This is a genomic window from Streptomyces sp. NBC_00005 (genome assembly GCF_045160215.1).
In the GTDB taxonomy this organism is placed as follows: Bacteria; Actinomycetota; Actinomycetes; order Streptomycetales; family Streptomycetaceae; genus Streptomyces.
Genome location: NZ_CP108316.1, coordinates 2,017,022 through 2,041,326 on the forward strand (window position 1 = coordinate 2,017,022; position 24,305 = coordinate 2,041,326).

25 protein-coding genes and 1 pseudogene are annotated in these 24,305 nt (G+C 70.0%); 13 read left to right on the plus strand and 13 right to left on the minus strand.

Annotated elements, in window-relative coordinates; translation table 11 throughout:
• Nucleotides 1-33: 33 nt before the first annotated feature.
• The 5 genes from OG303_RS09690 to OG303_RS09710 all read right to left on the minus strand — a co-directional run bounded on the left by OG303_RS09690 (nucleotide 34) and on the right by OG303_RS09710 (nucleotide 5,525).
• Nucleotides 34-708 (minus strand): glutamate synthase, encoded by a 675-nt coding sequence (locus tag OG303_RS09690; protein ID WP_405866848.1) that lies wholly within the window; start codon nucleotides 706-708, stop codon nucleotides 34-36.
• Nucleotides 696-1,571 carry a glutamine amidotransferase family protein gene (locus OG303_RS09695; RefSeq protein ID WP_405866850.1) on the minus strand — a complete coding sequence of 292 codons (876 nt, stop codon included), beginning with the start codon at nucleotides 1,569-1,571 and terminating at the stop codon, nucleotides 696-698. Before OG303_RS09695 ends, OG303_RS09690 begins: the two co-directional genes overlap by 13 nt.
• A 48-nt stretch (nucleotides 1,572-1,619) precedes the next feature.
• Nucleotides 1,620-2,948, minus strand: a complete 1,329-nt coding sequence (gene glnT, locus OG303_RS09700; RefSeq protein ID WP_405866852.1) for a type III glutamate--ammonia ligase — start codon at nucleotides 2,946-2,948, stop codon at nucleotides 1,620-1,622.
• A gap of 185 nt (nucleotides 2,949-3,133) precedes the next feature.
• Entirely contained in the window at nucleotides 3,134-4,561 is a 1,428-nt protein-coding gene (locus tag OG303_RS09705) for a purine-cytosine permease family protein (protein WP_405866854.1), read from the minus strand.
• A gap of 25 nt (nucleotides 4,562-4,586) precedes the next feature.
• Nucleotides 4,587-5,525: a flavin reductase gene (locus OG303_RS09710; RefSeq protein ID WP_405866856.1), complete on the minus strand. Its 939-nt coding sequence runs from the start codon at nucleotides 5,523-5,525 to the stop codon at nucleotides 4,587-4,589.
• A gap of 180 nt (nucleotides 5,526-5,705) precedes the next feature.
• Here OG303_RS09710 and OG303_RS09715 point away from each other — a divergent pair, with 180 nt between their 5' ends.
• From OG303_RS09715 to OG303_RS09740, 6 genes are all read left to right on the plus strand, one after another.
• Nucleotides 5,706-6,860 carry an LLM class flavin-dependent oxidoreductase gene (locus OG303_RS09715; RefSeq protein WP_405866858.1) on the plus strand — a complete coding sequence of 385 codons (1,155 nt, stop codon included), beginning with the start codon at nucleotides 5,706-5,708 and terminating at the stop codon, nucleotides 6,858-6,860.
• A complete protein-coding gene (locus OG303_RS09720) occupies nucleotides 6,857-7,471 on the plus strand; it encodes an amino acid synthesis family protein (RefSeq protein WP_405866860.1) in 615 nt (204 codons plus the stop codon). Before OG303_RS09715 ends, OG303_RS09720 begins: the two co-directional genes overlap by 4 nt.
• Nucleotides 7,468-8,019, plus strand: coding sequence for an amino acid synthesis family protein (locus OG303_RS09725; RefSeq protein ID WP_405866862.1), 552 nt, complete (start codon nucleotides 7,468-7,470; stop codon nucleotides 8,017-8,019). Before OG303_RS09720 ends, OG303_RS09725 begins: the two co-directional genes overlap by 4 nt.
• A 5-nt stretch (nucleotides 8,020-8,024) precedes the next feature.
• Nucleotides 8,025-8,855, plus strand: a complete 831-nt coding sequence (locus OG303_RS09730; RefSeq protein ID WP_405877157.1) for an alpha/beta fold hydrolase — start codon at nucleotides 8,025-8,027, stop codon at nucleotides 8,853-8,855.
• The gene (locus tag OG303_RS09735) at nucleotides 8,852-10,339 is read left to right on the plus strand and encodes an aldehyde dehydrogenase (protein WP_405866864.1); all 1,488 of its coding nucleotides are present in this window, start codon (nucleotides 8,852-8,854) and stop codon (nucleotides 10,337-10,339) included. The genes OG303_RS09730 and OG303_RS09735 overlap by 4 nt, the downstream gene beginning before the upstream one ends.
• A gap of 74 nt (nucleotides 10,340-10,413) precedes the next feature.
• Nucleotides 10,414-11,109: a GntR family transcriptional regulator gene (locus OG303_RS09740; protein ID WP_405866866.1), complete on the plus strand. Its 696-nt coding sequence runs from the start codon at nucleotides 10,414-10,416 to the stop codon at nucleotides 11,107-11,109.
• A gap of 19 nt (nucleotides 11,110-11,128) precedes the next feature.
• Here OG303_RS09740 and OG303_RS09745 read toward each other — a convergent pair whose 3' ends face one another.
• On the minus strand, nucleotides 11,129-11,623 hold the full coding sequence (locus tag OG303_RS09745; RefSeq protein WP_405866868.1) for a PaaI family thioesterase: 495 nt from the start codon (nucleotides 11,621-11,623) through the stop codon (nucleotides 11,129-11,131).
• 116 nt (nucleotides 11,624-11,739) lie between these two features.
• Here OG303_RS09745 and OG303_RS09750 point away from each other — a divergent pair, with 116 nt between their 5' ends.
• A complete protein-coding gene (locus OG303_RS09750) occupies nucleotides 11,740-12,207 on the plus strand; it encodes a winged helix-turn-helix transcriptional regulator (RefSeq protein WP_405866870.1) in 468 nt (155 codons plus the stop codon).
• 3 nt (nucleotides 12,208-12,210) lie between these two features.
• Here OG303_RS09750 and OG303_RS09755 read toward each other — a convergent pair whose 3' ends face one another.
• The 7 genes from OG303_RS09755 to OG303_RS09785 all read right to left on the minus strand — a co-directional run bounded on the left by OG303_RS09755 (nucleotide 12,211) and on the right by OG303_RS09785 (nucleotide 18,769).
• On the minus strand, nucleotides 12,211-12,885 hold the full coding sequence (locus tag OG303_RS09755; protein ID WP_405866872.1) for a 4-carboxy-4-hydroxy-2-oxoadipate aldolase/oxaloacetate decarboxylase: 675 nt from the start codon (nucleotides 12,883-12,885) through the stop codon (nucleotides 12,211-12,213).
• Between the two features lie 9 nt (nucleotides 12,886-12,894).
• A complete protein-coding gene (locus OG303_RS09760) occupies nucleotides 12,895-14,109 on the minus strand; it encodes an aspartate transaminase (RefSeq protein WP_405866874.1) in 1,215 nt (404 codons plus the stop codon).
• A 1-nt stretch (nucleotide 14,110) separates the two neighbouring features.
• A complete protein-coding gene (locus OG303_RS09765) occupies nucleotides 14,111-14,854 on the minus strand; it encodes an SDR family oxidoreductase (RefSeq protein WP_405866876.1) in 744 nt (247 codons plus the stop codon).
• 52 nt (nucleotides 14,855-14,906) lie between these two features.
• On the minus strand, nucleotides 14,907-16,220 hold the full coding sequence (locus OG303_RS09770; protein ID WP_405866877.1) for an MFS transporter: 1,314 nt from the start codon (nucleotides 16,218-16,220) through the stop codon (nucleotides 14,907-14,909).
• A gap of 63 nt (nucleotides 16,221-16,283) precedes the next feature.
• The gene (locus OG303_RS09775) at nucleotides 16,284-17,279 is read right to left on the minus strand and encodes a biotin-dependent carboxyltransferase family protein (protein ID WP_405866879.1); all 996 of its coding nucleotides are present in this window, start codon (nucleotides 17,277-17,279) and stop codon (nucleotides 16,284-16,286) included.
• On the minus strand, nucleotides 17,272-17,994 hold the full coding sequence (locus OG303_RS09780; protein ID WP_405866881.1) for an allophanate hydrolase subunit 1: 723 nt from the start codon (nucleotides 17,992-17,994) through the stop codon (nucleotides 17,272-17,274). The genes OG303_RS09775 and OG303_RS09780 overlap by 8 nt, the downstream gene beginning before the upstream one ends.
• The gene (locus OG303_RS09785; RefSeq protein WP_405866883.1) at nucleotides 17,987-18,769 is read right to left on the minus strand and encodes a LamB/YcsF family protein; all 783 of its coding nucleotides are present in this window, start codon (nucleotides 18,767-18,769) and stop codon (nucleotides 17,987-17,989) included. Before OG303_RS09785 ends, OG303_RS09780 begins: the two co-directional genes overlap by 8 nt.
• Before the next feature lie 270 nt (nucleotides 18,770-19,039).
• On the opposite strand from OG303_RS09785, the gene nac reads away from it, so the two are divergent.
• From nac to OG303_RS09815, 6 genes and pseudogenes are all read left to right on the plus strand, one after another.
• Nucleotides 19,040-19,969, plus strand: coding sequence for a nitrogen assimilation transcriptional regulator NAC (gene nac / locus OG303_RS09790; protein ID WP_405866885.1), 930 nt, complete (start codon nucleotides 19,040-19,042; stop codon nucleotides 19,967-19,969).
• 125 nt (nucleotides 19,970-20,094) lie between these two features.
• Nucleotides 20,095-21,045 (plus strand): 2-hydroxyacid dehydrogenase, encoded by a 951-nt coding sequence (locus OG303_RS09795; protein ID WP_405866887.1) that lies wholly within the window; start codon nucleotides 20,095-20,097, stop codon nucleotides 21,043-21,045.
• Between the two features lie 76 nt (nucleotides 21,046-21,121).
• A pseudogene (locus tag OG303_RS09800) lies at nucleotides 21,122-21,334 on the plus strand (ArsR/SmtB family transcription factor); the annotation flags it as partial.
• 285 nt (nucleotides 21,335-21,619) lie between these two features.
• A complete protein-coding gene (locus OG303_RS09805; protein WP_405866889.1) occupies nucleotides 21,620-22,555 on the plus strand; it encodes a metal ABC transporter solute-binding protein, Zn/Mn family in 936 nt (311 codons plus the stop codon).
• Nucleotides 22,556-22,614: 59 nt separating this feature from the next.
• Nucleotides 22,615-23,421: a metal ABC transporter ATP-binding protein gene (locus OG303_RS09810; protein WP_405877159.1), complete on the plus strand. Its 807-nt coding sequence runs from the start codon at nucleotides 22,615-22,617 to the stop codon at nucleotides 23,419-23,421.
• Nucleotides 23,418-24,293 carry a metal ABC transporter permease gene (locus OG303_RS09815; RefSeq protein ID WP_405866891.1) on the plus strand — a complete coding sequence of 292 codons (876 nt, stop codon included), beginning with the start codon at nucleotides 23,418-23,420 and terminating at the stop codon, nucleotides 24,291-24,293. Before OG303_RS09810 ends, OG303_RS09815 begins: the two co-directional genes overlap by 4 nt.
• Nucleotides 24,294-24,305 lie beyond the last annotated feature (12 nt).

Here is a 24,305-nt window from a genome sequence, read left to right on the forward strand (position 1 = left end):
ACTCCCTTGGAACGACTAGTACGACTGGAACGACTAGTACGACGCCGTGTTGTCGACCTTGAAGTGGTACAGCTCCCGGGCCGAGCCGTACCGGCGGAAGTCGGCCGGGTCCTCGTCCCGCTCGGCCGCCTTGAGCAACTCGGCGAGCTCGACGAGGTGTTCGGGGCGCATTTCCTTCTCCACGCAGTCGGCGCCGAGGGACTTCACCGTGCCGCGGACGTAGATGCGGGCCTCGTAGAGGGAGTCGCCGAGGGCCTCGCCCGCGTCGCCGCAGACGACCAGCCGTCCGGCCTGGCCCATGAACGCGCTCATGTGGCCGACGTCTTTGCCGACGACGATGTCCACGCCCTTCATGGAGATGCCGCAGCGGGCGGAGGCGTCCCCGTCGATGACGAGGAGGCCGCCGTGGGCGGTGGCGCCGGCGGACTGGGAGGCGTTGCCGCGCACCCGGACGGTCCCGGACATCATGTTCTCGGCGACTCCGGTGCCCGCGTTGCCGTGGACGGTGACCGTGGCGCGCTGGTTCATGCCGGCGCAGTAGTAGCCGACGTGGCCTTCGATGTCGACGGCGAGATCCTCCCGGATGCCGCAGGCCACGGCGTGCGCGCCGCGCGGGTTGAGAATCCGCCAGGACGTGGCCTCGGGCGCGTGCAGGGCCTGGTTGAGCTCCCGTACCGGCGTCCGGGCCAGGTCGATCAGCGTCGCCATACGTACACCTCTTCCGGCTCGGGTTCGAAGATGCGGGCGTTCTCGATGCCCGGCAGGGCGTCCAGCGCCCGGTACTCGGAGGCCATCGCCACCCACGCGTCGGTCTCGGCGACGAGGGCCGGCTTGCAGGCGATGGCATCGCGGACGACGGCGAAGGAGTCGCCGGTCGACACCAGCAACGTGTAGAAGCCGTCGAACCGCTGGCACAGCAGCCGCAGCGCCTTCTCCAGGTCGGCGCCCTGCTCCAGCTGGTGGGCGACGAAGCGCGCACCGACCTCGGAGTCGTTCTCGCTGTCGAACTCGACGCCCTGGGAGCGCAGTTCACGGCGGATGGTGGCGTGGTTGGCGAAGGAGCCGTTGTGCACCAGGCACTGGCCGGGGCCGACGGAGAAGGGGTGGGCGCCCTCGGGGGTCACCGCGGACTCGGTGGCCATGCGGGTGTGGCCGACGCCCTGCCAGCCGGTGACGGACGCCAGCCCGAAGGACTCCGCCAACTGCACTGGGTTTCCGGTGCCTTTGAGTACGGCCATGTCGGTGCCGGAGCCGATGACGGTGGCGTGCGGCAGTGCTTCCGCGACGGCTGCGAGCAGGTCCGTGACCGAGCCGGACGCGTGCACCACCGTGGTCGCGTCGGCGGCGACGGCCACGGCGCCTGGCACAGCCGCCTCCGCCTCGGTCGGCATGACTCCGAGCAGCGAGACGACGGCCCGTCCCGGCGGGGACAGCCGCGGGTCGCCGTAGACCGCGACACCGGCCGAGTCCGGGCCGCGCTCGACGACCTGGCCGAGCATCGCGCTCAGCAGCTCGCCGAGCCGTGGTTCGAGTGAGGGCTCACGCAGATGGAGCCCCACGATTCCGCACATCTCAAGTCCCTTCAGAAGGCGGCCAAAAGGCGGAAGACGGTCGGAACATCAGAACGCTGTCAGATAGCGGTCCAGCTCCCAGGGGCCGACCGTGGCGTGCCAGTCGAAGAACTCTTCGCGCTTGAGGTCGGCGAAGTACCGGCCGACCCCGCTGCCGACCGCGTCCAGGGCGCCGCTGATCACGTCGTCCGCCTGGAGCGCCTCGACGGCGTGCAGCAGCGTGGGCGGGAGTTCCGGACCCTTGCCGGCCGCGCCGGGCTCGCCCGGGTCGAGGCCGCGCTCGATGCCGTCCAGCCCGGCGGCGAGAGCGGCGGCAGCGGCGAGATACGGGTTCGCGGCACCGTCTCCGCCGCGCAGTTCGATGCGGTTGCCGTCGGGGACGCGGATGAAGTGGGTGCGGTCGTTGCCGCCGTAACTCGCAACACGCGGCGACCAGGTGGCGCCCGAGCGGGTGGAGATGGCGCCGGTGCGCTTGTAGGAGTTGACCGTCGGCGCGATGACCGCCTGCAGCGCCCGTGCGTGTTCGACGATCCCGGCGACGAAGGAGTAGGCGAGCGGGGAGAGGCCGAGGCCGCGCTCGTCCGCGGCGTCCGGGAACGTGGGCTCCTCGCCCCGCCACAGCGACATGTGCAGGTGCATGCCGGTGCCGGTGCGGTCGGTGAACGGCTTCGGCATGAACGTGGCCGTCATGCCCCGCTGTTCGGCCAGCACCGAGACCAGGTACCGCATGGTGATGACCCGGTCGGCGGTGGTGAGGGCGTCGGCGTGCTTGAAGTTCTGCTCGAACTGGCCGTTGCCGTCCTCGTGGTCGTTCGCGTAGTTGCCCCAGCCGAGGGAGTTCATGGCGCTGGAGACCGCCGTGAGGTGGTCGTACATGCGGGTCAACCCGCGGGCGTCGTAACAGGGTTGGGCCGCGGTGTCCCTGCTGTCGGCGACGCTGAGTACGCCGTGCTCGTCCCGGTTGACGAGGAAGTACTCGACCTCTGCACCGACGGACATCGACAACCCCTGGGCCGCGGCCCGCTCCAGCAGGCTGCGGAGGATGACGCGCGGGGCGTAGGGCCAGGGTTCGCCCTCCACGTACGGGTCGCAGTGGACGAGGGCGAGGCCGGGCTTGACGAACGGGACAGGTGTGTACGAGCGGGCGTCCGGCCGGGCGATGACGTCCGGGTCGCTGGGCTGCTGGCCGAGCGCGCCGGCCGCGTATCCGGCGAACCCGACGCCCTCGTCGCGGAGTTCCTCGACGGCCTGGGCCGGGACGAGCTTGGCGCACGGTTTGCCGGTCAGGTCGACGAAGACGGCGAGCACGAACTCGATGCCGTCGGCGCGGACGAGCTCGGCGAGATCGGGGGCGTCCGCTTCGGGATCGGTCGTCATGGGGCCCTCCCTGCTCAGTAGAGGATGTCCACTGTGGTGAATCGTTGTTGCCTACCAGTAGACGCGACGGGCGTTACGGGAGGATTTCCGCGATGGAAGGTCCCCGTAAGCCGCCCGGGAGGACCGGGTACGACGAAGAGCCGGGCACCGCCCCCGAAGAGGCGGAGCCCGGCCCTGATACACCGTCAGGAGATCGCGGCCGACGGCTCGTTGGTGGTCACGTCAGGGGAACCGCCGGACGACTCGCGGACCCACAGCGGCTTGAGCCGGTAGGTCAGCAGATACAGCACCACCCCGGCGCCCGCCGCAACGAACATGCTCAGGTCCCCCGCACCCGGAAAGGCCTTCGAGAACGGCCCGGTGTAGAAGCTGGACTGCCAGAACGGCACCGAGGCGGCCACCCCTCCGGCCCAGGCGACGAAACCCCAGTCCAGCACCCGGCGCCGGTCGTAGAGCTCGGCGATGCGGGACGGGTCGGAGCGGCCGCCGAGGTAGAAGTCGAGCAGCAGGACCGCCGCGAAGGGGGCGATGAAGTACGCGGTGAGGTTGAGGAACACCTTGAACTTGTCCTCCGTGCCCGACGCACCCCACAGGCTGATCGCGTAGGCGAGCAGACAGATGACGGTGACCGCCTGGGAGCGGCTGACCGGGATCTTCAGCGTCTGTACGGAGATCGCGCCACCGTAGACATTGAGGAAGTTCTGCGCGAGTGCGGACAGGCCGACGGCGAGCAGGGCGGGGATCGCGAAGGGACCGGCCAGTTCGTGCAGGGCGGTGATCGAGTCGGAGCTGGTCGCGCTGCCGCCGACGACCACGCCCAGGATGCCGAGCCAGCAGATGGTGACGAAGTTGCCGAGGCCCGTGTACCAGGCGGTGCGGGTGACGACGTCGGGGGTGTCCGGCAGATAGCGGGAGTAGTCCGAGGCGAAGGGCGCCCAGGCCACCAGGAAGGACAGGAACCAGCCGCCGAAGGTGACCCAGCCGCCGGTGGAGCCGATGTATCCGGACGCCTTCGGGTCGGCGTGGAAGAGGCTGCCGCCTCGTACCACCGCGACGACGGTGATCAGGAGGAAGAGCGGGGTCAGGACGTAAGTCAGCACCTTCTGGAGGTAGTTGATCATGTTGTAGCCGTAGATCGACACCACCAGCTCGGCCGCGGTGAGTACCCCGGCGCACAGCCAGAACGGCAGATGAGTGAGCTCCGCGAACGCCTTGCCGCCCAGGATGACGGTGACCGCCGCCCAGCCGACACCGGCGAAGACGTTGATGTAGGCCACCGGCAGGAAGTTGCCGAAGAAACCGAGCGGACCGCGGGCCTGGATCTGCTGCGGCACCCCGAGCCGGACGCCCATCCGGGACATGACCGCCATCAGCAGCGAGCCGAGCGCCGCCCCGATGACGATGGCGGTGACGGCGGCGGAGAAGCTCAGCCCGAACCAGGCCGCGCTGAAGCCGAGCAGGATGATCGGGAAGTTGAGGCCGGCCGCGAACCACACGAAGAACTGCGAACTGGGCCTGCCGTGCCGCTCGTTGTCGGGGATGTGGTCGACACCGAAGGGTTCGACCTTGGTGACCGCGCTGCCGTAGACCGGCGCCGGTGTTCCTTCTGTCATGCGGTGCTCCCGGGGAGGAGGAGGGTCACCACGGCAACGGCGCCGTGTGCGAGATGTCGAAGAAGCCGCCGCCGCTGTAGACCAGCGGGGCGAGGTCGTCGTGCCGGGCGGAGACCACCCGGCCGGTGAACACGGTGTGGCTGCCGGCCTCCAGACGTTCGCCGATCTCGACCTCCAACTGGGCGCAGGACCCGTCGATCAGCGGGGCTCCGAAGGCACCCGGCGTCCAGCCGACCTGCGCGAACTTGTCGTCGCCCTTCGAGGCGAAGACCTTGGCGACGTCGAGCTGGTCGGCGGCCAGGATGCTGATGCCGAGATGGCTCGCCCGGTGCAGCGCGGGATGGGTGCTGGAGCTGTGCTGCACGCAGACCAGGACCATCGGCGGGTCGAGGGAGATGCTGGAGAAGGCGTTGACCGCGAGGCCGCGCGGCGTGCCGTCGTCGTCGGTGGTCACCACGGTGACGCCGGTGATGAACTTGCGGTGCACCCCGCGCACCAGGTCGGCGTCGACCGCGGCGCGATGACCGGTGGTGATGATCCCGAGCGCCTCCAGAAGTTGCCGGGAGTCGAAGGTCACCCACTCCTCGGTGACCGACGGCCCGTCGAAACGGGCGAAGGTGGCGCCGGACACCTCGACGGGCCTCCCGGTGGGCGGCACGCCGAGGAAGGCGCCGGTGTGCCGGCCGGTGCTGCGCCAGCGGATCGCCAGCCGGTCGCCGTCCTCGACGATGTCCTCGATCTCGGTGCGCAGGTCGGGGAAGGCCTCGCGCACGGCGCGGATGGAGTCCTTGAGCTGGTCGCGGTCCTGCGCGACGGAGGCAGGTCCGCGGCGGCGGACGTAGGTGGGGCTGAGCAGGTCGTCCAGGGCCTCGAGGTGCCCCTGGTCCCAGGCGGCCCGCCAGGCGGAGCGGATCCGGGAGGTGCGGTCGGCGGCGCCGGCGGTGCGGTCAAGAGTGTGGGTCATGGTGGGTCCCTCAGTCAGCTCTTGTATGGCAGAGGACCGTAGGGAGGGGGTGAGTCGGTGTCAACACCTCATTCAGAAAAGCCTGGTGATTGCCGGTGAGGCGATCAAATACACAGGTCAGACTTGTTTCGGAGTGGTTAACCCTTGACGCCTCCGATCCGGACTCCTAGCCTCACTGCCATGGCACAGCGAGAGAGGGAAGGTCACGGGATGCGGTTCTCGATATTCCACAACCTCGGAGCGCCCGGACGGCTCGGCGAGTACGCCCAAGTCATGGACGAGGCCCGCGAGTTCGCGATCGCGGCAGATCAGGCCGGCTTCTGGTCCACCTGGTACACCGAGCACCACTTCGGTCACGAGGCGATCGAGATCACCCCGAACCCGGTCCTCATGGGCGCCGACATCGCCGCCCGCACGTCACGCATCCGCATCGGCCAGGCGGCCTCCATCGCCACCTTCTGGCACCCGCTGCGGCTGGCCGAGGACATCGCGATGCTCGACCAGCTCTCCGGCGGCCGCGTCGAGGTCGGCCTCGGCCGCGGTCTGTACGGCAGGGAGGCACTCAACCTCAACGCCCTCGCCGACCCGCGCGACCAGGAGCAGAACCGGGCGCTGTACGACGAGACGGTCGAGATCCTGCGCAAGGCGTGGAGCGGCGAGTTCTTCTCCCACAAGGGCCGCTTCTACGAGTTCCCGTCCCCCGGCGTGAAGTGGAACCACCCGCTCTCCCCCGCCACGGACGACTACACCTCCGATGGCGCCATCACGAAGATGCAGGTCACGCCGTTCCCCTTGCAGCGCCCGCACCCGCCGCTGTGGCAGGTCATCGACAGTCCCCGCTCGATCGCGGCGGCAGCGGCGGACGGCGTCCAGGGCCTGTTCTGGCTGCCGCCGGTATCCGCCCTGAAGGAGCGGTTCGAGCTCTACCGGTCCACGGCGAGCGAGGCCTCCGGCCGCGAGTACGCGCTCGGCGAGGGCATCGGTCTGGTCCGGGACGTGTACGTCGCCGACACCATGGAGCAGGCCCGCGCCGACTTCGAGGAGGCGCTGATGACGACGTACCGCTGGATCATGCACTGGCGGGGCCTGAGCAACCTCATGGAGGCGGGCGAGGAGCTCACCGACGCGCACGAGCTGTCCTTCGACTTCCTGCAGAACAGGAACCTGCTGGTCGGCACGCCCGAGTACGTCGCCGAGAAGGTGGCCGAGCTGCGCGACGAGGTGGGCCTGGAGCACCTGCTCCTGTGGACCACGCACCCCGGCCTGGAGCACCGCAAGGCGATGCGCAGCCTGGAGCTGTTCGCGGAGAAGGTCATGCCGGAGTTCACCGCATGAGCCGCGCCTCCTGCGACATCCGCAAGATCGTGACCGTCGTCGACGAGGTGCTGCTGGAACTCGGCCGCCCGGTGGCGACTCCGGTACGGCGGGTCGCGGCGGCCGCGGTCATCCGCAACCCGTGGGCCGGGCGCGGTTTCGTGGGCGACCTGCAGCCCGAAGTCGAGGCCGTCGCACCGGAGTTGGCCCAGATCCTCACCGGTCGGCTGATCGAGACACTGGGCGGCGTCGACCGCGTCGAGGCCTTCGGCAAGGCGGCCGTGGTGGGCCTGAACGGGGAGATCGAGCACGGCTCGGCTCTGATCCACACCCCGTACTTCGGCAACGTCCTGCGGGAGTTGACCGAGGGCACGTCGATCATCGTCTTCAGCGACGACCGCCTGCCGGCCGGTGAGCCGCTCACCGTCCCCCTGTGGCACAAGACGGCCGCGGCGACACGCACCCACTACCAGACCGTGCAGATCCGGATCCCGGACGCGCCCCGCCCTGACGAGCTCGTCGTGGTCGCCGCCGCGTCGTCCGGCCCCCGCCCCAACGCCCGTATCGGAGACCGCCGTACGGATCCCGCCGTCCGTCTCGCCGACCTGGAGAAACTGGAGAGCGCCCGATGAACGTCCGCAAGATCATCACCTTCACGGAGGACATCCACACGGAGGGCGGCCGCCCCGTCGACCCACCGGCCCGGACGGCGGTCGTCCTCGCCGTGATCGAGAACCCGTGGGCGGGACAGGGCTTCGTCGACGACCTGCTGCCGGGAATCGACGAAGTGGCCCCGAAACTGGGCGAGTTGCTGGCACCGCGCGTGGTCGAGGCGCTCGGCGCCCCGGTGGAGGCGTACGGCAAGGCGGCGATCGTCGGCCTGGACGGGGAGATCGAGCACGGCTCGGCGCTGATCCACACGCTGAAGTTCGGCGACCACTTCCGCAAGGCGGCCGATGCGACCACCCTGCTGCCCGCGGTCGAGAAGCGGGCGGCGGCCGGAACGGTCTTCGACATCCCGCTCAAGCACATCACGGACGCGACGGTCCGCTCCCACCACCAGACGATCGAGGCACGGGTGCCGGACGGGCCGCGGGCCGACGAGATCGTGATCGGGTTGGCGGCGGCGGCACAGGGAAGGCCGCAGGCTCGGCTTGCGCCGTTGTCGACGGAGCAGTGACCACGATGGTGGCGCTGGACCACGAGGTGCACGGTACGGGCCCCGATCTCGTCCTGCTCCACGGCGTGGGTCTCGACCGCACCATGTGGGAACGCTGCCTGCCCGCACTGGCCGAACGACACCGTGTCACCCTGGTCGACCTGCGCGGCCACGGCCTCTCACCGGCGGCAGCGCCCGGGGTGTCCCTGCGGGAACTGGCGGTCGACGTGGCGGCGCTCCTGGAGGGCCCGACACACCTGGTGGGCTTCTCACTCGGTGCGCTGGTCGCACAGCAACTCGCCATCGAGCAGCGCGAGTTGACGGCCTCGCTCACTCTGGTCAGCTCGGTCGCCGGGCGATCGCGGGAGGAGCGGGCATCGGTTCTACGGCGACGGGAGCGGGCCCAGGAGGACTTCGCGGCCTCGGCACACGCGGCGGTGGAGCGGTGGTTCTCGCCGGAATGGCGGGCAAGGGAGCCGGAGCTGGCGTGGTCCGTTCTCACCACCATGCTGGACAACGACCGTACGTCCTACCTGGCCTGCTACGACGTCTTCGCCACTGCAGACGCCGAACTGTGGCCCCGCCTGCCCGAGATCACGGCACCGACGCTGGCGGTGACGGGCTCGGACGATCCCGGCTCGACTGCGGCGATGTCCCGGCTGCTGACCGAACGGATCCCCGACGCCCGGGTACTGATCGTGCCGGGGACACGCCACCTGCTTCCGCTGGAACGCCCGGACGAACTGACCACCGCGATCCTCAACCACATCAGGGCGCGGGACTGTATCGATGTGCGGCTCCGCCGCGTGAGCGCGAGCAACCACAGTCAACCCGCAGCCGAGGAGCTACCGTCATGACCCCCCTCCCCCGCCACCAGCACTACATCGCCGGTGAATGGACCGCTCCGGCCTCCGGCGAGTACTTCGAAAGCCTCAACCCCACCACAGCCCAGCCCTGGTACGAGGCGGCGAACGGCACCGCCGAGGACATCGACCGCGCGGTCAGAGCAGCCCGCACCGCCTTCGAAGACCCCCGCTGGCGCGACCTCAGCCAAACCAAACGAGGCCGCCTCCTCCGCAACCTCGCCGACCTCATCGGCGACCACGCAGAGGAACTCGCCCGAACAGAAACCCTCGACAACGGCAAGCTCCTCCGCGAGATGCGAGCCCAACTCGCGGGCCTGCCCGAGTACTTCCACTACTACGCCGGCCTCGCCGACAAGATCCACGGCGAGGTCATCCCGGGCGCGAGCCGCGACCTCCTCAACTACACCCTGCGCGAACCGGTCGGCGTGGTCGGCGCGATCACCCCCTGGAACTCCCCTCTCCTCCTCACCGCCACCAAACTCGCCCCCGCCCTGGCCGCAGGCAACACGGTCGTCGTCAAACCGTCGGAACACACCTCGGCCTCCCTCCTCGCCCTCGCCCCGCTCTTCGAACAGGCCGGCTTCCCACCGGGCGTGGTCAATGTCGTCACCGGCTTCGGCTCGACCGCCGGAGCCCCGCTCACCGAACACCCCGACGTGGCCAAGGTGACCTTCACCGGCTCCACCGAGACGGGCCGCCGTATCGCCCGCACCTGCGCCGACCGCTTCGTACGCTGCACCCTCGAACTCGGCGGAAAATCCCCGAACATCGTCTTCCCCGACGCCGACCTCACCTCCGCCTCCATGGGCGTGATCGCCGGCATCTTCGCGGCCGCGGGCCAGACCTGCGTGGCGGGCAGCCGCGTACTGGTCCACGAGGACGTCTATGACGAGGTCCTGGAGCGCGTGACGGCTCGCGCCACGACCATCCGCATCGGGGACCCGCTTCAGGAGACGACCGAGCTGGGCCCGCTGGCCCTGGCGGACCAGCTGACGAAGGTCGAGTCGTACGTGGACCTGGGCCTTGCGGAGGGCGGCAAGGTGGTGGTGGGCGGCGCGCGCCCGGACACCGGACTCGGCGGGTACTTCTACTCCCCCACGGTCTTCACCGGCACGGACAACTCGATGCGCATCTGCCAGGAGGAGATCTTCGGGCCGGTCGCCACGGTCATGCCGTTCGCGTCCGAGGAGGAGGCGCTCGCCATCGCCAACGACTCCGCGTACGGCCTGGCCGCGGGCGTGTGGACGCGCGACGTCAACCGCGTCCACCGCATGGCGGCACGCCTGGAGGCGGGCACCGTGTGGGCCAACACGTACCGGTCGATGTCGCCGATGTCGCCGCGCTCGGGCTTCGGGAACAGCGGCACGGGCGTCGAGCACGGCACGGAGGTCATCCGGGAGTACACACGACTGAAGAGCGTGTGGATCAACACGAGCGAGGAGCCGGTGAGCGACCCGTTCATCCTTCGGTCATGAGCTGCGTTGCATGGCAGGGACCGGCAGCCGCGGCAGTTGACGCCGGACAGGGGCGCACATTACGTTCACGTACCATGCAAGAACCCACAGGACGGGCACGGAAGCCGTTGCAGCAGACCAGCATGCAGGCCAGGGTCGCCGAAGAGCTGCGCCAGATGATCATCAGTGGCGAGCTGCCGCCGCGCTCCAGCCTGTCCGAGATGGCGCTGTCGGAGACCTTCGGCGTCAGCCGCACGCCCATCCGCGAGGCCCTCAAACAGTTGCAGATCGAGGGCCTGGTGGAGGTGCGGCCGAGGGTCGGCACGTTCGTCGCCGTGCCGTCGCGGCGGGAGATCACCGAACTGTTCCAGATGAAGGAGCTGCTGGAGGGCGCCGCGGCCCGGCTGCTGGCCTTCCGCGGCAACGTCCCCGAAGTGGCCCGCATCGAGGACAACATGCGCGAGGCCGACGACGCCGTCCGCGCGGGCGACGCCGAGCGGTACGCGCAGCTGGTCCACGAGTTCCACGACCTGATCGTCGTCGGAGCGGACAACAGCAAGCTCGAGGCGCACTACCGCACGCTCATGAACCAGCTCGCCTACGCGCGCCTGGTCCGCACCTCGCTCGCCCAGCCGGGCCGTCTGAGCGAGTCCGACCACGAGCACCACCGCGTCCTCGACCTCATCCTCGCCAAGGACGGCGACGGCGCGGAGCGCGTGATGCGCGAACACGTCCGCCGCAGCCACCAGGCCCTCATGGCCGGCATGGACGAGCGGCAGCAACAGGGCTGAACGACCCGGGTGTTGTACGTCAGGCGGCCGCCACCGGGAACAGCATGCAGCTGCTGGTGGCGTGCGCGAGCAGGCGGTCCGCCGAGTCGAGGAGCCGCGCCTCGGCGAGTGCGGTGCGCCTGCCGCTGCTGAGCACGCTGCCGACGGCACGGACCTTGCCCGTGTCGGCCGTGATCGGGCGCAGGAACTTCACCGTGAGATCGAGCGAGGTGTAGCCCATGCCCTGCGGAAGGGTCGACTGCACCGCGCAGCCCGCCGCCGAGTCGAGCAACGTGGCGTAGATCCCGCCGTGGACGCTGCCGATGGGGTTGTAGTGCTCCTCGCCGGGCACCAGGGAGAACACCGCGTGACCGTGGTCCACCTCTTCGAGCGCCATGCCCGTCAGGGCACCGATCGGCGGTGCGGGCAGGCGTCCGGCGAGGAGGCTCCGGAGGAAGTCCAGCCCGGTGCCCTGCCCGACGGCGGCCGCCGAGACCGCCGGGTCCTGCCAGTCGTACGTACGAGACCGTTCCATGCGGCTGCGTTTCCTCCCTGGCCATCCGACTCCGGCCCATCTGACTCTGTCCGACGAAGCTAGCTTCGCTCTCCACTGACTGTCAATATCGAAGCCAGGTGGCCTACGATGACGGCATGAAGTGGCTCGAGACGAGCACCGAGAACTGCACGGTCCAGCGCACCCTCGACCTGGTCGGCGAGAAGTGGACGCTGCTGATCCTGCGCGACGCCTTCAACGGGGTCCGGCGCTTCGACGACTTTCGCACCCATGTGCGCCTCTCGGACGCCGTGCTCTCCGACCGGCTCCGCAAGCTGGTCACGTCCGGGATCCTGCGGACGGTTCCGTACCAGGAGCAGGGCAGCCGGACCCGGCACGAGTACCGGCTGACCCAGAAGGGCCGCGATCTGTGGCCCGTCCTCATCGCCCTGCGCCAGTGGGGCGAGACCTACGTCGGCGACCCGCAGGGCCCGGTCCTGGAGATCCGGCACAGCGACTGCGGCTCCCCGGTAAGGGTCGTCGTGGAGTGCTCCGACGAACACGCCGCACTCGCCCCGACCGAGGTCACGGTCCTGCCGGGGCCGGGGGCGCGTCCGCGGGGCTGACGGCTATCCGTCGATGACGAGCCCCTTCGCCTCCAGCACCGCGGCGAGGTTGCTGACCTCGATGACGCTTTTCCCGGAGCGGTAGGCGGCGATGTAGGCGTCCTCGGCCTCGACCCGATCCTGAGACTTGCGGATCACGTCCGCCACGTCGTCGCGCCGCACGACCACCACGCCGTCGGCGTCCGCGCGGATCACGTCTCCCGGGTTGACGATCTCACCGCCGATCAGCACGGGTTCGGCCATCGGACCGACGGTCTCCTTGACCGTGCCTTTCATGCAGACGCTGAACGAGAAGACGGGGAAGCCCAGTTCGCGCAGTTCCTCTGTGTCGCGGACGCCCGTGTCGGTCACGAGGCCGCCGAGTCCCTTGGCCACACACGCGTTGGCGAGGACGTCACCGAACGAACCGGCCTCCGCGTACTCGCCGGCCGAGACGACGATGACGTCGCCGGGCTGCGCGTGGGCGATGGCGACCTGCAGCATGATGTTGTCGCGGGGAGCGCAGCGCACGGTGAACGCGGGCCCGCACAGGGACATGGTGCGGTCGACCGGCTTGATCGTCGAGTCGAGGGCGCCCAGGCGGCCCTGTGCCTCGTGGATGGTGGCTGCCGAGTACTTGCCCAACTGCTGGACCAGCGCCGGTTCCGGCCGGTCGAACTTGGTGTTGACGCGGATCATGTCGCTCCTTCAGGACAGGTCGGCACAGGCGCGGGCGATGCGCTCGCAGGCCTCGGTCAGAACGTCGGTCGAGGTCGCGAAGGAGATGCGGAAGTAGCCCGGTGATCCGTACGCGGCACCGTGGATGACCGCCACCTGCTGCGATTCGAGGAGATAGCGGCCGAAGTCCTCGTCGGAGTGGATCTCCTCGCCTGCCGGTGTCCGTTTGCCTTGTACGCCGGTGCAGTTGACGAAGGCGTAGAAGCCGCCGCTCGGTGGAGTGCAGGACAGGCCGGGGATGTCTTCGACGAGCTTCACCGTCAGATCGCGCCGCCCGCGATAGACGGCCACGCACTCGCGTACGAAGGTCTGGTCGCCGGCGAGTGCGGCGGTGGCCGCGGCCTGGCTGATCGACGACGGGCAGGAGGAGATCTGCGACTGCAGGGCGTTGACGGCTCCGACCAGTTCGGCGGGCCCGGCGCCGTAGCCGATGCGCCAGCCCGTCATGGCATACGACTTGGAGACGCCGTTGGTGAGGAACACCCGGTCGGTCAGGCGGGGTTCGACGGCGGCGAGGCTGGGGACCTCGCCGGGCTCGTACCAGATCTCGTCGTAGATCTCGTCCGTGAGGACCTGGACGTGCGGGTGCGCGAGCAACACCGCAGCCAGTTCCTTGAGTTCGGCGGTGGTGTAGGCGGCGCCGGTGGGGTTGCTCGGGGCGTTGAGGATCACCCAGCGGGTGCGGTCGGTGATCGCCGACTCCAGTCGCCGCGGGGTGAGCTTGAAGCCGTCCGCCTCCGGGCAGTCGACGACAACCGGGGTGCCGTCGTTGGCGAGGACCATGTCCGGGTACGACACCCAGTACGGCGCCGGGACGATCACCTCGTCCCCCTCGTCCAGGGTGGCCATCAGCGCGAGGAAGATGACCTGCTTGGCTCCCCCGCCGACCGCGATCCGGTCGGCCGGGTAGTCCAGTCCGTGCCGCTCCCTGAGCTTCTGCACTATGGCGGCCCGCAGTTGAGGAGTGCCGTTGACCGGCGTGTACTTCGTGTCGCCCTGCCGGATCGCCTCGATCGCGGCGGCCTTCACATGGTCGGGGGTGTCGAAGTCGGGCTCGCCCACGGTGAGGTCGAGGATGTCGAGGCCCTGGGCCTTCAGTTCGCGGACCCGCTGCGCGGCCGCGGTGCTCGGCGAGGGCTTGATGCGCCGGACGCGCTGAGCGACCGTCGTCCCGGTGATCGCCATGTCAGTCGGCCCGCCTCTCGAAGTTGAGGCCGCCCGGCACCTGGAACGTCGGCAGGATCTCCACGTGGCCGATGTTCACGTGGCGCGGGGAGCCGACCGCGAACTCGATGGCGTCGGCGATGTCCTCGGGCTTCAGCGACTCGTAGCCGTCGTAGAACTGGCGCTGGGCCTCTTCCATGTCACCGAGGAGGCGGCCGAAGATCTCCGTCTCCACCCGGCCGGGGCAGATCTCGGTGACCCGGATGCGACGGCCGTACCCGTCGACCCGGAGCTGGCGGGAGAGCGTGTGCACGGCCGCCTTGGTGGCGTGGTAGATCGTGTTGCCGCCGAAGTTGTAGACACCGGCGATCGAGCTGATGTTGACGATGTGGCCGCGGTCGCGTTCCACCATGCCGGGCATGAGCAGGCGTACGAGGTGCAGTACGGCCTGGATGTTGACCGCGACCTGCTCGTCGACGGCGAACTCGTCGGCGGTGAGGATGTTTCCGGTGCGGGAGACCCCGGCGTTGTTGACGAGGACGTCGATGTCGAGGCCGTGCAGGGTCTCGGTCAGGGCCGCGGTGTCGGTGATGTCCACCGCGTGTGGGATGCAGCCCGTACGCCGGGCGAGGTCGTCGAGGCGCTCGGCGTTACGGGCGATGGCGTGGACCTGGAGCCCTTGTTTGGCGAGCCGTTCGACGACCACCGCTCCGATTCCGGTCGAGGCACCGGTCACCAGGGCAGTCCTGTAGTCGGAAAAGGGCATGGGGATGTACTCCTAGAGAGAGATGTGGGGGGTACGGAAGCCAGACGGGGCGTTACGCGTCACGCAGCGGCAGATGCGCCCTGTCCTGCACCCGGGACACGGCGAGGAGCGTGCCGAGGGCGGTGAGGACCGCGTAGAAGGCGGGCATGTTGGTGTTGCCGGTCTTGTCGATGAGGTACGTCATCAGCAGGGGTGCCGTGCCGCCGAAGAGGGCGGCGGAGACGTTGTAGCCGAGGCCGTAGGCGGAGTAGCGGACCCGGGTGGGGAAGAGCTCGACGAGCAGGATGTGGATGACGCCGGTGTGCCCGGCGAAGATGACCGCCATGATGCAGGCGCCGAGGATGGCGAGCGGGACACTGCCGGTGCCGATCAGCAGGTAACAGGGAACTCCCGCGAGGGCCATGGCGATTGCGGCGCCCGCGAGGACCTTCTTGCGGCCGATCCGGTCGGAGAGGCGGCCCATGTACGGGATCGCGATCGAGATCGCCACCAGACTGGTCGCGGTGACGAGCAGGCCCTGCACCTTGCTGAAGTGCAGCTCGGTGTTCATGAAGGTCGGCATGTAGCTGAACAGCACGTAGTAGCCGGAGCCGTTCATCAGCGGGATGAACAGGGCGAGCAGCATCGCGCGGCGGTGCTCGGCGGAGGAGAAGGCCTCCTTGAGCGGGTTCTTCGACAGGCCGCCGCCTTCTTGCAGGCGGGTGAAGTTGGGGGTGTCGCTGATCCGCTTGCGGATGTAGATGCCGGTGATGCCGAGCGGGATCGCGAGCAGGAACGGGATGCGCCAGCCCCACGATTCCATGCGGTCCGCGCCGAGGCCGCTGGTCATGGCGGCGGCGATCAGGGTGCCGGTGAGCAGGGAGAGGAACGAGGCGATCTGGGCGTAGCTGGTGTACTGGCCGCGCTTGCCCTCGGGGGCGTGTTCGGCGAGGAAGCTCATCGCGCCGGAGGCCTCGCCGCCGACCGAGAAGCCCTGCGCGACGCGCAGCAGGATGAGCAGGACGGGCGCCGCGATGCCGATGCTGGCGTGCGACGGCAGGATGCCGATGGCCGCGGTCGCGACGCTGATCAGCATGATGACGAAGACGAGCATGCGCTGCCGGCCGATGCGGTCGCCGAGGTGACCGCAGATGATGCCGCCGAGCGGGCGGAAGAAGAACGAGACGGCGTAGCCGAGGAAGACGAGCTGGACGGCGTTGTCCGAACCGGGGAAGAAGACGGCGGCCAGCGTGCCGGCCATGAAGCCGAAGATGCCGTTGTCGTAGAGCTCGGCGAAGATGCCGACGCAGCCGGCGAGGGTGACTTTCCTCGCCGTTCTCGGGTCGACTGTGTTGGGTACCGGCTGAGCGGCGGCCACGGTACTCATGGCGTCTCCTGTCTGGAGGTGGGACGGGGAGTTGGTGCTCACGGCTCCGTGCGGGGGTCGGACCTAGGGGAGGTGCGGGTTCTGGGGGACGGGGATGCGCAGGGCGTCGAAGACCGTGCGTACGCGTGCCTTGAGGGCGTCGACGGCGTGGCGTTGGGCCCGGTGGGCGGTGACCGCCTCGGCGATGGTGCGGCGCCGGAAGCGGAGGGACTGGCCCGGTCGGACCTGCCCCAGGGCGGACAGACCGGTCGCCGTGACGACCGCGAGGACCGGGTAGCCGGCGGTGACACCGCGGCCGCGGTGCAGGACCAGCAGTTCGTCTCCCGTGGGAACCTCGACGGCTCCGACGGGGACGCCGCGCGAGAGCACCTCGCCGGTCGCCACCCGACGCGGTACGTCGCCGCCGAGGCGCAGCCCGATGTGGTTGCTCTGCGGGCTGACGGTGTACGGCGACCGGAAGAGCCGTTCGGCGGAGTCACCGAACTCCGCGAGGTCGGGGCCGTCCGTGACGTCGATCGTGCAGGTGGCGTGCAAGCGCTGGACGGGCGCCCTCAGCCGGAACAGAGGGATGCGGAAGTGCGGGTGGTCGAGGGGCGGGCAGGGGGTGTGGAGGCCGACTTCGTCGCCGTCGCGCAGGGTGTGCCCGAAGCCCAGGATCGTGTCCGGGGCACAACTGCCTTGCAGCTGCGGGGCGTTGAGAGACCCCAGCACGGCCAGGTAGACCCGGATGCCGTCCCGGATGCCGGTGATGCGGACGGTCTGGCCGCGGCGCACGGAGACCGGCTCCCACTGGGGATGCGCGACGCCGTCCACGGTCAGGTCCGCGGGTGCGCCGGTCACGGACACGAGCACGTCGGTCGAAGGGGTGCAGCTGAAGTCCAGGGCGGTGATCTCGATCAGCGGTGCGCCCTCGTCGTTGCCGGCCAGCACGTTGGCCACGCGGGCCGAGTGCTGGTCGAGCGCACCGTTGACGGGAAGGCCGTACCGCGAGCGCCCGAACCGGCCGAGGTCCTGCACCGTGGCGAGGCCGGCCCGGTGGACGGTGAGGGTGTCAGCCATGGGACGCCGCCAGGGTCATGCCGGTGTACTCGTCCCACTGTTCGGGGGTGATCGGCCGGAATCGGAAGGTGTCGCCGGGCCGGTACGGAGTCAGCGGATCGGCGTCGAGGTCGAGCACCGACAACGGCGTTCGGCCCAGCAGCGGCCAGCCGCCGGGCGACGGCATCGGGCAGATGACCGCCTGCCGGCCGGCCACCGCGACCGACCCGGGCAGGACGCGGGTACGCGGCGAGGCCAGCCGGGGCACGGGTTTCGGGAACGCCGGGCCGTCCATCATCGGGGCGCCCGCCGGGGCGCCGAGGCAGCGGACGGTCAGGTCGGCACCGCAGTGCAGCTCCACGACCTCCTGCTCGGTGAGCCCCAATTGCTCGGCCACGACCGGCAGATCGGGGCCGTGGTCGCCCCCGTAGACCACGGGAACCATGAACCGCCTTGCCGCAACCGCCCGTTGCTGTCCCTCGCCGAGCCGGTCGGCCTCGCGTCGCAGCACGCGCCGTACCGTCTCGTGATCGGTGGCCGCGCAGTCGAAGTCGACCAGCAGCGCGTCGTACGTGGGCACGATCCCGTGCACCCCGTCGAGGCGGACGGCCTCGAACGCGTCGGCCAGCGCGTGCACGAGCTGCCAGTCGCGCTCCGCGTCCCCGCTCACGGCCCGGGCGACGACGGCCGAGTCACCGCAGTCGACGATCACGATGTCGCCGTCCGGCTCAGCCATCCCGGCCGTCCAGTACGTCGGTGAGTGCCGTGATCTTGATGTCTGCGGCGAGCAGTTCCTCACGTATGCGGCGGGCGAGGGCGATGGCCCCCGGGGTGTCGCCGTGCAGCAGCACGGTGTCGCAGCGGACGGGGATGTCCCGGCCGCCGACGCTGCGGATGACTCCTTCGGTCACCATGCGGACGGTCCGCTCGGCGATCTCCTGCTCGTCGTGGATGACGGCGCCGGGCTCGCTCCTCGGCACCAGCGTGCCGTCGTCCCGATAGGCCCGGTCGGCGATCCCGACGATGCCGACGCGCAGGCCACGCGCGCGGGCCGCGTCGGCGAGTTCGCCGTCCTGGGCCAGCACGATCAGCGACCGGTCGAGGGAGGCGACGGCGTCGGCCACCGCGGCCGCGTAGTCCGGGCGGACCGCGACCAGGTTGCCGAGCCGGCCGTGCGGGGCCACATGCTGCACGCGGGTGCCGTGCGCGGCGGCGAAGGCCTGCAGCGCACCGATCTGGTACAGCACGTCCGTGCGGACCTCGTCCGGCGACAGGTCCATCGCGCGGCGGCCGAACCCGACGAGATCGGGAAAGCTGGGGTGCGCCCCCACGGCGACGCCGCCCCGCACGCAGTGGCGAACGGTGGCGTCCATGATCCGCGGGTCGCCCGCGTGAAATCCACACGCGATATTGGCCGAGGTCAGTACATCGAGGAGCGCCTCGTCATCGCCCATGGTGTAGGCGCCGAATCCCTCGCCGAGGTCGGCCACGAGATCGACCGTGTGGGTCATGAGTTCCTCCGGAAAAAGGAAGAGAACAGGGAAGGGAACGGCGTCTGCAATGCCATCGGAATTCGTGCGAAATACGCGAGGGCTTCCCGGAAGGGGCGGCCGAAAATCTGCGTTTCGGTGAACGTAATGCCAACGGGACGTGGCGGCAAATATGCATTCTGCGTGACGTAATCAACGCTGGATATGACCCACGGCACAGCGCCCGGGTCCGCCCCGGCGGCCGGGCACCTACGATGAGGCCCCGCCCCACGCTGGAAGGCCAGGCCGCGCATGGACACCAGGCGTCTCTACTCGTTCGTGAAGATCGTGGATGCCGGGAGCATCACGCGCGCGGCCGACATCCTGCACATCGCGCAGCCCGCGCTCAGCCAGCAGCTCTCCGCGCTGGAAGCCCAGTTCAAGCAGCAACTGCTGATCCGCAGCAAGCGCGGGGTCGCCCCGACCGAGGCGGGCCGCGCGCTGTACCGGCACGCCCAGCTCATCCTGCGCCAGGTCGAGCTCGCCCACTCGGCGGTCGACGTCTCCGGCCGGGCGCCGGCCGGGAACGTCTCCGTGGGCCTGGCCCCGTACAGCATGGGCGCGGCACTCGCGCTGCCGTTGCTGAGGAGCGTGCGCGAGCGCTACCCCGACATCCTGCTGCACATCAACGAGAACTTCGGCGGTGTCATCAGCGAGGCGATCATGACGGGCCGTATGGACATGGCGTTCATCTACGGTGCCGGGCCCCTGCGAGGCGTGCAGTTCGAGCCGCTGCGCACCGAGGACCTGTTCCTGATCGCCGCGCCGGGCGCGGCCGCGCCGCCCGGAGAGGGCGACGTCCCCCTCGAAGCCCTGGCCGACGTGGGCCTGCTGCTGCCCAGCCGCATCCACACCATCCGGCAGGTCGTCGACGGCGCCTTCCAGCAGGCCTCGCTGAAGCCGCGGGTGGTCGGCGAGATCGAGTCGGTGCTGACCCTGGTCAGCGCGGTCGGCGCCGACCTCGGGGCGACGGTCCTGCCCTGGTCGGCGGCGCGCGCGATCCTCGACGTACGGAATCTGGTGGTGCGCCGGATCGTCGACCCGGCCATCCCGGTCAAGCTGTCGCTGTGCACGTCGGACAGTCAGCCGCTGTCGGAGCCGGCCCTCGCGGTGCACGACCTGTTCCACGAACTGATCACGGAATTCAGTGAGCCCGGAGCGGAGCCCGATGCAGGGATATGAATTAACGATGGCGTCACGCGAAATTCTTATTTGTTGCCCTGCTGTGTGCTGACTAGCGTTTCCCGCGATTATCCGCCGTTGAATTCATCCCGTTCATACGGCTCGGACAGCCACAGGAGAGACAGATGAAGCAGCGTGTGCTCACCACCCGTGCGAGCCTTCCCGGCGGCGGTCTGGCCCGCCTGGCCTCGTCCGCGGACGTCGTGACCGACGCGGAAGGCGTGAGCGGGATTCTGGCGCTCGGCAATGACCGGGTGGATGCCGCGCTGCTGGACGCCGCGGGCCCTTCGCTGCGTGTCGTGGCGCTCGCGAGCATGGGGTACGACGCGGTCGACCAGGAGGCGGCGGCCGAGCGCGGCGTCGTCGTCACCCACACTCCCGGTGTTCTGGCCGAGACCACCGCGGATCTGACCTTCGCCCTCGTCCTCATGGCCCGCAGGCGCCTCGGTGCCGCCCGCGACTCGCTGGCCGCCGGGCAGTGGGACCTGTTCCGGATGGGCGACTACCTGGGCCTGGACGTGCACGGCGCCACGCTCGGCCTGGTCGGCTACGGCCAGATCGGCCGGGCGGTGGCACGCCGGGCCCAGGGCTTCGGCATGCGACTGCTGCACCACGACCCGTACGCACCCGCCGACGCGCTCTCCACGTCCGTGGACCTGCCCACCCTGCTCGCCGAGTCGGACGTGGTCTCGCTCCACGTCCCCCTCACCCCGGCCACCCGCCACCTCATCGGCGCCGCCGAACTGGCCGCCATGAAGCCCACCGCCACCCTGATCAGCACCTCGCGGGGTGGCGTCGTCGACGAGGACGCGCTGCTGCGGGCGCTGCGCGACGAGGTCATCCACTCCGCCGGGCTGGACGTCTTCGAGCGGGAACCGATGGGTGCCGAGCTGTCACCGCTGGTCGGTGACCCCCGGGTGGTGACGCTCCCGCACATCGGCTCCGCCACCGAGGCGACGCGGGCCGCCATGGTGGACCTCGCGGTCGACAACATCCTCGAGGTGCTCGCCGGCCGCCCGGCGAGGACCCCGCTGCCAGGAAGCGCCGCATCACCGGGCGCACCGAGCCTGGCCTGAAAGGACGTCAACCCTCAAAGGACGTCAACTCGCCTTCGAATCCTGCGCCGCAGGCTCTCAGCCGCCACCCTCCGAGTCCGCCTGCTCCCACCAGTTGCGCCTGCTGCGCAACCTCGGCCTGGTCACAGGGGAGCGCCGCGGCCGCTCAGTCATCTACGCGCTCTACGACAACCACGTCGCCGAACTCCTCGAGCAGGCCCTCTTCCACGTGGAGCACCTGCGGCTCGGTCTGCGCGACGCGGCGAGCGCTGCCGACGCGACGACGGCCCCGAACGCGACCTCGGACTGACCCGGCGCCCGGCCGACACCTACAGAGGAACCCACTCCCCCGGCTCGACGCCATGCCGAGCCGGCCTTTCGCGCACCCCGAGCAGCCCCGATTCCCCGTGGGCACATCGCCCCCGGCGTGCGAGATCACGGTGACGCGGCGCGTCAAGACTTGGCAACGGTTTTCATCTAGGGCCGGGATCGATGTAGTACTGACATTCGTTTTCATCTAGCGTGACGTGCGCCCGGCCGACACCGGACCGGCCCACCCCTCGCGAACTCCCTGTTCCCACCTGTCGGAGGACCCATGCCCACGCCCCCGTCCCGGCGCCTCGCCCTGATCACCGGCGCCTCCCTGGCCCTCCTTGCAGGCTGCGGCAGTTCGTCGGACTCCGGCAGCGACGCGAGCGGCTCGCAGAGTCCGGCCGCCTCCACCGCGGTCCCGGTGGTCGCCTCGACGAACGTCTACGGCGACATCGCCCGGCAGATAGGCGGCGCGAAGGTCGACGTCACCTCGATCATCGCCGACCCCGACCAGGACCCGCATTCCTACGAGGCCGACACCCAGAACCAGTTGGCGCTGTCGAAGGCGAAGGTCGTCATCGAGAACGGCGGCGGCTACGACGACTTCGTCGACCGGATGCTGAAGAGCGGCAACTCCTCGGCCGAGGTGATCAACGCCGTCAAGGTCTCCGGAAAGACCGCTCCGAAGGGCGGCGAGCTCAACGAGCACGTCTGGTACGACTTCCCCACCGTCGCCAGGATCGCCGACCGCATCGCCGCCGCCCTCGGCAAGGCCGACCCGGCCAACGCCGCCGGCTTCACCAAGAACGCCGAGACCTTCAAGGCGAAGCTCCGGCCGCTGGAGACGAAGGAGGCGCGGATCAAGAAGGACCACGGCGGGGACGCGGTGGCCATCACCGAACCCGTGCCGCTGTACATGATCGAGGCGAGCGGACTGAAGAACGCGACACCCGCCGAGTTCAGCGAGGCGATCGAGGAGGGCGACGACGTCTCCGCCAGGACCCTGCAGGCCACGCTGGCCCTGTTCAGCGACAAGCAGGTAAAGGCGCTGGTCTACAACGAGCAGACTTCCGGCCCCCAGACCGAGAAGGCCGAGGCGGCGGCCAAGGCGGCCGGCATCCCCGTCGTCCCCGTGACCGAGACCCTGCCCAAGGGCAAGGACTACCTCGGCTGGATGACCGCCAACGTCGACGCGCTCGCGAGCGCGCTGGACAAGTGAGCCGGCCGGCCACGGCGTCCGTGCCCGCGCCCCGTCGGGGCACCGGCGACACCGGCCCGCTGATCAGCCTGCGCGGGGCGGCCCTGTCGTACGGCGAACGCGTGATCTGGGACGGCCTCGAACTCGACGTGCGGGCAGGGGAGTTCGTGGCCGTGCTCGGTCCGAACGGAGCGGGCAAGACGAGCTTCGTACGGGCCCTGCTGGGCCGGCAGCCGTTGTCCGCCGGGACGCTGACCGTCCTCGGCCGCACTCCCCGCGAGGCCGCCCGGCACATCGGATACGTGCCCCAGCAGGCGGAGTTGACCGCGCAGGCGATGCTGCGCGCCCGCGACCTCGTGCGCTTCGGGATCGACGGGCACCGCTTCGGGCCGAGGCTGCGCACGGGCGCCGTACACCGCCGGGTGGACGAGATCCTCGAGTCCGTCGGGGCGTCCTCGTACGCCGATGTGCCGCTCGGCCTGCTGTCCGGCGGTGAACGGCAGCGCGTGCGCATCGGGCAGGCCCTGGCCACCGATCCGCGGATCCTGCTGTGCGACGAGCCGCTGCTCTCCCTCGACCTCCACCACCAGCGGGCCGTCACCGACCTGGTGGACGCCCGGCGCCGTTCCCAGGGGACCGCGGTGGTCTTCGTGACCCACGAGATCAATCCCGTGCTCGGCCTGGTGGACCGCGTGCTGTACCTGGCGCGCGGCGGTCACCGGGTCGGGACGCCGGAGGAGGTCCTGACCTCCGCATCCCTGTCGCAGCTGTACGGCACCCGGGTCGACGTCGTCCGCGTCGGCGGCCGTGTCGTGGTCGCCGGAGCCCCCGACGAACCGGCCACTCCCCCGCACCACGCCCACGAGACGGAAGCAGTACGCCCATGACGCTCGCCGACGGGGTCTGGCAGCAGATCTTCAGCTTCGACCACTACGGCGAACTCCTGGCGCTGGTCCGCAACTCCCTTGTCGCGGGCGCCGCGTTGGGCCTGGTCGGCGGACTTGCCGGGGTGTTCGTCATGATGCGCGACCTGCCCTTCGCCGTGCACGGCATCAGCGAACTGTCCTTCGCGGGCGCGTCGGCGGCGCTGCTGCTGGGGGTGAACATCGTGGCGGGCTCGATCGTCGGCTCGCTGCTCGCGGCCGGCGTGATCGGTGTCCTGGGGGCGCGTGCCCGGGACCGCAACTCGGTGATCGGCATCATCATGCCGTTCGGCCTCGGCCTGGGCGTGCTGTTCCTCGCCCTCTACAAGGGGCGGGCGGCCAACAAGTTCGGCCTGCTCACCGGTCAGATCGTCGCCGTCGACACCCCGCAGATGACCTGGCTGCTCGGCACCTCGGCGCTGGTCCTCGTGGCCCTGGCGGTGATGTGGCGACCGCTGGCCTTCGCCAGTGCGGACCCGGACGTCGCCGAGGCACGCGGTGTTCCGGTGCGCGCGCTGTCGTTCGCCTTCATGATCGTGCTCGGCCTCGCGGTCGCCCTGTCGGTGCAGATCGTCGGCGCGCTGCTGGTCCTCAGCCTCGTCGTCACCCCCGCCGCGGCCGCCGCCCGCATCACGGCGTCACCGGTGCTGCTGCCCGCGCTCAGCGTGCTGTTCGCGGTGCTCTCCATCGAGGGCGGCATCCTGCTCGCCCTGGGCAGCAGCATCCCGATCAGCCCCTACGTCACCACCATCTCGTTCACGATCTACGTCGTCTGCCGCGTGGCAGGCACGCGGCGCACCCGCCGGTGGGGAGCACGCAGGACGGCCGTGGCCTAGGCGTCTCCGGGG

Bases quoted from the DNA above. Each gene is read 5' to 3' on its own strand.
- OG303_RS09720 (WP_405866860.1), top strand. From the start codon at position 6,857: ATGAGCCGCGCCTCCTGCGACATCCGCAAGATCGTGACCGTCGTCGAC.
- OG303_RS09735 (WP_405866864.1), top strand. From the start codon at position 8,852: ATGACCCCCCTCCCCCGCCACCAGCACTACATCGCCGGTGAATGGACC.
- nac (WP_405866885.1), top strand. From the start codon at position 19,040: ATGGACACCAGGCGTCTCTACTCGTTCGTGAAGATCGTGGATGCCGGG.
- OG303_RS09690 (WP_405866848.1), bottom strand. From the start codon at position 708: ATGGCGACGCTGATCGACCTGGCCCGGACGCCGGTACGGGAGCTCAAC.
- OG303_RS09695 (WP_405866850.1), bottom strand. From the start codon at position 1,571: ATGTGCGGAATCGTGGGGCTCCATCTGCGTGAGCCCTCACTCGAACCA.
- OG303_RS09740 (WP_405866866.1), top strand. From the start codon at position 10,414: ATGCAAGAACCCACAGGACGGGCACGGAAGCCGTTGCAGCAGACCAGC.
- OG303_RS09715 (WP_405866858.1), top strand. From the start codon at position 5,706: ATGGCACAGCGAGAGAGGGAAGGTCACGGGATGCGGTTCTCGATATTC.
- OG303_RS09765 (WP_405866876.1), bottom strand. From the start codon at position 14,854: ATGCCCTTTTCCGACTACAGGACTGCCCTGGTGACCGGTGCCTCGACC.
- OG303_RS09805 (WP_405866889.1), top strand. From the start codon at position 21,620: ATGCCCACGCCCCCGTCCCGGCGCCTCGCCCTGATCACCGGCGCCTCC.
- OG303_RS09760 (WP_405866874.1), bottom strand. From the start codon at position 14,109: ATGGCGATCACCGGGACGACGGTCGCTCAGCGCGTCCGGCGCATCAAG.
- glnT (WP_405866852.1), bottom strand. From the start codon at position 2,948: ATGACGACCGATCCCGAAGCGGACGCCCCCGATCTCGCCGAGCTCGTC.
- OG303_RS09730 (WP_405877157.1), top strand. From the start codon at position 8,025: ATGGTGGCGCTGGACCACGAGGTGCACGGTACGGGCCCCGATCTCGTC.
- OG303_RS09785 (WP_405866883.1), bottom strand. From the start codon at position 18,769: ATGACCCACACGGTCGATCTCGTGGCCGACCTCGGCGAGGGATTCGGC.
- OG303_RS09775 (WP_405866879.1), bottom strand. From the start codon at position 17,279: ATGGCTGACACCCTCACCGTCCACCGGGCCGGCCTCGCCACGGTGCAG.
- OG303_RS09710 (WP_405866856.1), bottom strand. From the start codon at position 5,525: ATGACCCACACTCTTGACCGCACCGCCGGCGCCGCCGACCGCACCTCC.
- OG303_RS09770 (WP_405866877.1), bottom strand. From the start codon at position 16,220: ATGAGTACCGTGGCCGCCGCTCAGCCGGTACCCAACACAGTCGACCCG.
- OG303_RS09780 (WP_405866881.1), bottom strand. From the start codon at position 17,994: ATGGCTGAGCCGGACGGCGACATCGTGATCGTCGACTGCGGTGACTCG.
- OG303_RS09705 (WP_405866854.1), bottom strand. From the start codon at position 4,561: ATGACAGAAGGAACACCGGCGCCGGTCTACGGCAGCGCGGTCACCAAG.
- OG303_RS09725 (WP_405866862.1), top strand. From the start codon at position 7,468: ATGAACGTCCGCAAGATCATCACCTTCACGGAGGACATCCACACGGAG.
- OG303_RS09815 (WP_405866891.1), top strand. From the start codon at position 23,418: ATGACGCTCGCCGACGGGGTCTGGCAGCAGATCTTCAGCTTCGACCAC.
- OG303_RS09795 (WP_405866887.1), top strand. From the start codon at position 20,095: ATGAAGCAGCGTGTGCTCACCACCCGTGCGAGCCTTCCCGGCGGCGGT.
- OG303_RS09750 (WP_405866870.1), top strand. From the start codon at position 11,740: ATGAAGTGGCTCGAGACGAGCACCGAGAACTGCACGGTCCAGCGCACC.
- OG303_RS09745 (WP_405866868.1), bottom strand. From the start codon at position 11,623: ATGGAACGGTCTCGTACGTACGACTGGCAGGACCCGGCGGTCTCGGCG.
- OG303_RS09755 (WP_405866872.1), bottom strand. From the start codon at position 12,885: ATGATCCGCGTCAACACCAAGTTCGACCGGCCGGAACCGGCGCTGGTC.